The sequence below is a fragment of the Candidatus Methylomirabilota bacterium genome (assembly GCA_027293415.1).
Lineage (GTDB): Bacteria > Methylomirabilota > Methylomirabilia > Methylomirabilales > CSP1-5 > CSP1-5.
On sequence record JAPUFX010000107.1, the window covers coordinates 1 to 6,252 of the forward strand.

General features: G+C 58.0%; 8 protein-coding genes, 1 other RNA gene and 1 pseudogene. 9 read left to right on the top strand and 1 reads right to left on the bottom strand.

The genetic code is table 11. From position 1 onward, the window contains the following. A partial coding sequence (locus tag O6929_07950; protein MCZ6480320.1) for an aldehyde dehydrogenase family protein occupies positions 1 to 120 on the top strand: 120 nt, incomplete at its 5' end. 337 nt (positions 121 to 457) lie between these two features. Here the strand turns inward: O6929_07950 and mltG are convergent. After that, positions 458 to 1,045, bottom strand: coding sequence for an endolytic transglycosylase MltG (gene mltG / locus O6929_07955; GenBank protein ID MCZ6480321.1), 588 nt, complete (start codon positions 1,043 to 1,045; stop codon positions 458 to 460). 810 nt (positions 1,046 to 1,855) lie between these two features. Here mltG and rnpB point away from each other — a divergent pair. From rnpB to O6929_07995, 8 genes and pseudogenes are all read left to right on the top strand, one after another. Next, positions 1,856 to 2,296, top strand: an RNA gene (gene rnpB, locus O6929_07960) — RNase P RNA component class A. A gap of 219 nt (positions 2,297 to 2,515) precedes the next feature. Continuing rightward, on the top strand, positions 2,516 to 2,764 hold the full coding sequence (locus O6929_07965; GenBank protein MCZ6480322.1) for a type II toxin-antitoxin system Phd/YefM family antitoxin: 249 nt from the start codon (positions 2,516 to 2,518) through the stop codon (positions 2,762 to 2,764). A 3-nt stretch (positions 2,765 to 2,767) separates the two neighbouring features. After that, the gene (locus O6929_07970; protein ID MCZ6480323.1) at positions 2,768 to 3,028 is read left to right on the top strand and encodes a type II toxin-antitoxin system RelE/ParE family toxin; all 261 of its coding nucleotides are present in this window, start codon (positions 2,768 to 2,770) and stop codon (positions 3,026 to 3,028) included. A 622-nt stretch (positions 3,029 to 3,650) separates the two neighbouring features. After that, positions 3,651 to 3,995 (top strand): hypothetical protein, encoded by a 345-nt coding sequence (locus O6929_07975; GenBank protein MCZ6480324.1) that lies wholly within the window; start codon positions 3,651 to 3,653, stop codon positions 3,993 to 3,995. A 316-nt stretch (positions 3,996 to 4,311) separates the two neighbouring features. Beyond that, positions 4,312 to 4,437: a hypothetical protein gene (locus tag O6929_07980; GenBank protein ID MCZ6480325.1), complete on the top strand. Its 126-nt coding sequence runs from the start codon at positions 4,312 to 4,314 to the stop codon at positions 4,435 to 4,437. A gap of 88 nt (positions 4,438 to 4,525) precedes the next feature. Continuing rightward, positions 4,526 to 5,257, top strand: coding sequence for a hypothetical protein (locus O6929_07985; GenBank protein ID MCZ6480326.1), 732 nt, complete (start codon positions 4,526 to 4,528; stop codon positions 5,255 to 5,257). 451 nt (positions 5,258 to 5,708) lie between these two features. Further along, a pseudogene (locus O6929_07990) lies at positions 5,709 to 5,801 on the top strand (IS1 family transposase). 5 nt (positions 5,802 to 5,806) lie between these two features. Next, entirely contained in the window at positions 5,807 to 6,037 is a 231-nt protein-coding gene (locus O6929_07995) for a hypothetical protein (GenBank protein ID MCZ6480327.1), read from the top strand. The last annotated feature ends 215 nt before the right edge of the window (positions 6,038 to 6,252 follow it).

The window sequence follows — 6,252 nt, forward strand, 5'->3', positions numbered from 1 at the left end:
AACATATTCGACGCCGCGCTCCCCTTTGGCGGATACAAGCAATCAGGCTGGGGCCGCGAGATGGGCCACGACGCGCTGGAGCTCTATACCGAAGTGAAGGCCGTCTGCGCCCGGCTGTAACTTCTTGATCGAGAAACACAGTAAAAAAAAGGGTCAAAAAAAAGGGGTCAAGTCGCTTTTTGACGGAACTCCCTTACCATGCTACCCTCCCGTCATGTCTCGCCCACTCCGCATTGAATTCCCCGGCGCCACCTACCACGTGATGAACCGGGGACTGGCCGCGCGGCCTATCTTTCAGACCGCGGCGGATCACATCACCCACACCTGAGGCGCCTCCCCCTGCCGGTCACCAAGTCGAATATCGCCTCCTGGATTCTGAATGTTTCACAGAGAAGAATGCGTCGGTCGGAACGACTGCTACAGAACTTCGACTGGACGTAGGAAATACCCACCCTCGTCAACTAGCTCTCCGCCTGCGGCGGAACCGGCGGCTCAACTGGAATTTCCGAACGGCCCGATTGTGTTCCTTCAGGTTCCGGGAGAAATAATGGGTCCCATTATTTTTGGAGACGAAGTAGAGATAGTTGACCTGGGCGGGATCCAGAGCCGCCTTCAGCGCGGCCTTGCCCGGACTGGCGATGGGCCCAGGCGGAAGACCGTGGTGGATGTAGGTATTATAGGGGTGTTTCGCGCGTAGGTCCCGCGTCCGAATCCGGCCTCGACCGCGCCTCCCGTAGAGAACGGTCGGGTCGGCCTGCAGGCGCATGCCCCGCTCGAGGCGGTTGTAGAAGACTCCCGCGATGACCGGCATCTCCCGATCGACCACCGCCTCCTTCTCTACGATGGAGGCGAGGGTGACGATCTCGTGCAGGCTCCTCCCCTGCTGCTGCGCCCGGAGCTCGTCCTCAATGGGGAAAGCCTGAAAGAGCCGCTGGACCATGGCGTGAAGGATCGCTTCCTCTTTCTGACCCTTGACAAAGTGGTAGGTACCGGGGAAGAGAAATCCCTCGAGCGTCTCTGCCTCTGGTACGAGCGAGCTGGCCACCGACGGCCCTGGCCAACTTGAGGAACCGTTTCCCGTCCGCGAGCCCTTCCACCGCGAGCAGTCTGGCAATCTGACGGAGGGTGGATCCCTCAGGAATGGTTACCTTGCGAGCCCGGACCATTCCCTCCTTTAAGGCCTGTCGAAGGTCCAGGGTGCCCCCACCCACCGCCATGAGTGTTGTCTCGCCTTGGCCAGGCTCTATCCCGGCCCAGCGGCGAACCCCTTTATCCAAGGCCTGCAGACGCCCGAGCTCGTGTTTGAACCCTTGTAACTTAGCCCCCAGTCGGCCCTCCTGTGTCTGGACGGTCTGCTGCAGGCGCTGGAGTTCCCGGTGCTTCAGCTGTAAGGTGACGTTCTGATATACGAGAAAGGCGATAGCCACGGCGGCAAGGATCCCGAGAAGGAGGGCGGCCTGAAGACTTTGCGGGGAAAAGTGAAATTGCCGAATGCGAGAGGCCGGGCCGGAGTCTACCATGATCGTATAGTATCTGCGAGGCATTGGCTCCTCCAAGAGTCGGCAGTTATGAACCGTGTTCTGGGTCCCTCATGCGGTGTACATCATGAGATCCGAATGAGGTCCAACGCTACCATCGCAACATCTGTACCAACCTCTGTTGTCGGAAGTTACGAAAATTTAAGGCATTCTAAGAGGGGTTTTCCTCTATCTCGGTGACGGTTTCGAAGCGGCTGCCGAAAAACGGACACCTCCCCCAGAACCGTTCCAGGCCCCTCGCAGGATCTTGCGGCAACTAAGCGGGAGTTATTCTCTCCTTGCCATGGGGGCTTGAAAGGGCTATATTTTGTGTGGCCGGAGTGGGCCGGGTGGTCGCTCCGATCGCTGATCGGGGAGGAAAGTCCGGGCTCCACAGGGCAGGGTGGTGGGTAACACCCACCGGGGGTGACCCCAGGGAAAGTGCCACAGAAAACATACCGCCCCGCCAGCAGCTCTGGCTCTTTTTCTTGCAGGGAGCTGCCTGCGGGGTAAGGGTGAAAAGGTGCGGTAAGAGCGCACCAGCAGTCCGGTGACGGCCTGGCTTGGCAAACCCCACCCGGAGCAAGGTCAAATAGGTTCCGCTTCCACGCTGTCGTTCATCGAGCGCGAGTGAGGATGAGAGTGGCCCGCTCTCATGGCCAGAAAGGCAGGCGGAACGGGTAGGCCGCTAGAGTTCCGTAGCGATGCGGAACCCAGAGGAATGACTACCGTTCGCCTTTGGGCGAATACAGAACCCGGCTTATAGGCCTACTCCGGCCAGCACTCTTTCTTTTCAATCCTTTACGCCTGATTTGGCCCGCCACCCCGCTATCTATCGATTATTGCTACTTCTGGTCCGGATCGTGCGAACACCTGTCTGGCGGACGGACGCGCCTGCCTGCCCCCCGCAATGATAAAACCACTTGACAAGTGGGGCCTGACAAGCGATACTACCCATAACGTACGTTTTGTAGGATTTGTACGATTTGGAGGTTTAAATGGCTATCAAGGCAAGTACCGTTCGGGATAATTTTGGAGAGACCCTGAATCGCGTGGCCTACGGCAAGGAGCGGGTGGTCATCGACCGCCACGGTAAGGCCGTTGTCGCTATGGTCCCGATTGAGGATCTGCGGTTCCTTGAGGAGCTGGAGGACCGTCTTGATGTAGAGGCCGCGAAGAAGATCCTAGCCGAGTCCGACGAGCGCATCCCCTACGAGATCGTTCGCAAGGCGCTAGGCCTCGCGTAAGTGATCGCCCGATACCGGATCGAGGTAACCCCCGCTGCAAGGCGCGCCCTAGAGTCTCTTCCCAAGAAGGTCCTGAAACAAATCGACAAGCGCATTCTGGCCCTTGCTGATAACCCTTACCCGCCAGGATCGAAAAAACTACAGGATACAGAAGACCTGCGCCGCATCCGGGTGGGAGACTACCGTATTCTCTACATCGTGGAGGCGGAGCGCCTTGTAATTGTAATTGTGGCTGTCGGGCATCGGCGCGAAATCTACCGGTGATAACAACTTGCCGTCAAGTTAGACATCCTGCCTGACCCGCTTCAAGAAAAGCCAAACCCGCGCACAGAATCCGGGCCTGTAAGTAGACCCCCAAGAGATACACCCCTGGCAAATGTCTTTTGGTTACCTAGGGACACCCTTCGTCTTTTGACAATCGGTAAATACTCCTAAGTCTCTAATGAGTTCGTCCGGTAAGGGCATCTGGTTGGGATAGGATAAGGTGAGGCGGCGCATTTCGGAGAGCGGCCATGGATTGGGATTGGCAGTTGTTTTTCCTTGGCGTGACGGCGGCTTCGACTTTCATCATGCAGTGACAGCCGTGATCGCTCCTTTGATCAAGAAGGTAGCCCGTGCATGGGTAAAGTCGGCGGGGCATGATAGAGAAACGCCGGAATGGCCGAATTGTGGGGGCGGCGAAAAGCCTGGCTGCGGCACGTGTGGCAGCACGGGTAGGCGACACACTATGAAAAGTCGACGTAAGACGTTTTGGGGGCTGCTCACGGCGTCCCTGATCGAATAGGAGGGACACCGGCGCGGCGCAATTCGAAGAGGGCCGGCGGAAGGTATGGTTCTGCCATGTCCTCAAACTGATTTGCAAGTACTATAGCCGCGGAATTGACCGATGAGCGAGAGACTCGACGACAAGACCAGCTCGACACTGCTCCGCTATCTGCGAAACGTCCGCTCCTCTCCGCACGAGCGCGCCAAGACCTCCCGTTTCGCCACGCTGATCGGTGAGCTGTTCTGCGGGACCCCGGCACCGACCGACTTCGCCGCCGGCGTCCAGACGGTGATCCGCATCGACACTCCGCTGGGTCCGAAGCGTGGCCGGATGGACGCCTCCTACGGGAACGTGATCATCGAGTTCGAGCGGTCCTTGAGGCCACGGGGAACACGCGAAAGATCAGCTGCGGGAGTTACGGATCGGGCATCTGGGCCAAGGAGGGGAAAGCCCGCCGACCCTTGATCGCCATCGCCATCGACGGCGTCGTGTGGCGCAGCTATCGCCCCTCTCTCGTGCCGGGGAGCAAGCGGAGGTGTAACGTGCGAACATTAAAGGAGCTGCCCAAATGGTTTCGCCACCTACTCGGCTCCGCCACGTGCTTGGTGATAATCGGGCTAAGCACAGTGCCCAGGACGCCCGCTGGTGGTTCCGGCCGTGGTCGTTGGGGTGGCGAGCCCTACGAGCTACTCATCCTAGGGGGCATAGCCCTTGGCCTGGTTGCATGGGTGTATATTGCGAAAGCCGGCGAGTTTCGCAAGCGCGACAGGGGGGGGTAGATTTGCCAGGGGCTGTGCGGCTCGGTGAGCAAGCCAAGGACCATCTCGGATCCCTCGCCCAGGGGATCGATGCGATCGTCAAGACCCTGAGGGGTATTCCTGCGTCAACATTTGTCAAGGTGTCGTAGGGCCGGAGAGGCGACGTGCTCATAGGAGAAAGTCCAACTGCCTAATCCCAAAATTGGACCACCAAGTCCTCCTGACATCCTCCGGCGGGTGCCGAAGGCAGTGATTCGGGCGCTTGATCCGTCTCAGGCCCTCCGCGCGGCGCTGATTCTCGCCAATCACGACCAGGTGTCCGGTCCCGTCATCGCGTTGGGCGCAGTGGAGTCGTACTTTGAGGCGGCGAGGCGCCAACAGCGTCGAATCGAGAGGGCAAAGGTGGGTCTCTTGAGGCGGGCGGCTGCCCGCACCCGGTCGCTGTTTGATGAGGTTCACTTCTACCTTATCTGCTGGGCACGCATCGCGAAACTGACTCGATTTATCGCCCACAGCACCAGATTCCGCCGAACAGGCCTTGTCCTGCGACGCTACCACGCCGAGCTGACGGAGCGAATTGATGGTCGCGACCATCTAGAGCATTTTGAGGAACGCCTTCCTGGTGGGCCAAGGCGTCATGAACTCGCGATTCCAGGTGACCTCCTGAACATGGCCGGTCAGTTCTTGACGTACGGCGGTCGCAAGATTGACGTAGGACCGGCGAGCGTGCGCCTCCTTCGAGCCATCGTCGCTGAGTTCCAAGCCGCCCTCTTATTCGATTCGCTCGAAGCTATCGCGGCAGCGGAACCGAACCGCGCCGTTGTTCTTCTCCAGCGGGCAGGATCCCAAGTTCAGCTGACCCGCATGGTGAAGCAAGTTGAAGGACTCCTCGGATCACATCCTGACCAGAAACCCAAACCGCCAGCCAAAGAACGCGCTTCAGTGGGCTCGGACGAGCCGCGCCGCTGAGCGCGGCCGTTAGACTGCAGGTCGGTGGGATCATTCAATGATCTGGAAAATGCTCGTGCTCGGATTCATTTGCACATACTATAGCGCTGTTGGCGGTGATTCTCCGATGGGGGAAGTACGGGAATGCGACCGTGCAGGTGGTTTATGGATGAGATAGGCGGAATTTGTTTCTGCGGTGAGCTGATTAGCAGGCACGGGAAGAAGTATTCAGCCTCCGGTCAAACTGCGAGCGGCTCGCGACACGTTGAACGTGAAGTATTTGGACTGTGGGGCCATCTTTGAACGCGGATGAAAGAAAACGACAGGCAGAGGAAGACTACTACAGGTCCATGGAGGCATTCGCCGGGTGCATTGTTGGGGTGGTGCTTGGGCTTATGCTCCTGTGATTTATCGTGGCCCTGTTCTAAAGACGGAAACGGGGCCACACGCTAGGGTCAGGGGGGGTCCGGGCCATTACAATTTCGGAAGGATTCATCGAACCCTGCGAGTGACTCCGGCGATGGCGGCAAGCATTACGGATGGGATTTGGATGATGGAGGAGTTATTGCCATGATGGCAGAGGCAAGCGAGTTTTCTTACAAGAACCACAGAATTCGCATCGTGCCCTATGAACCAATATCTGGCCAATGGATCGCTGACATCAAGGTCTTTTCCCCTACTCCTGGAGGAGTCATCGAACAGCAGCTTTTCTTCCCTGAGGCCCGGTTCTTTGAAACGCTAGACGGGGCACAGCAATACGGCCTTGCTATGGCTCAAAGTTGGCTAGATAAAAACAGATGAGGATGAATTTGACAGCTCCAAATTAGGACATAACAAACTTGAAAATTGTTGACAACGTGTCGCATCGCAACATACACTCTGGCGCATCCTGGTGGAATTGACCGTGCAGCTCTCCTGAGGGTAAGTCGCCAAGACACCGCGCCAACGTATTCGACTGACTCGTATACCTCACCTCGCATATCAGTAAGTTGCCGTTTTTTCATCACATGCTTCTC

What these genes read in the sequence shown, in the direction of transcription:
- O6929_07965 (MCZ6480322.1), top strand. Translation starts at nt 2,516, where the DNA reads ATGGCTATCAAGGCAAGTACCGTTCGGGATAATTTTGGAGAGACCCTG.
- O6929_07995 (MCZ6480327.1), top strand. Translation starts at nt 5,807, where the DNA reads ATGATGGCAGAGGCAAGCGAGTTTTCTTACAAGAACCACAGAATTCGC.
- O6929_07975 (MCZ6480324.1), top strand. Translation starts at nt 3,651, where the DNA reads ATGAGCGAGAGACTCGACGACAAGACCAGCTCGACACTGCTCCGCTAT.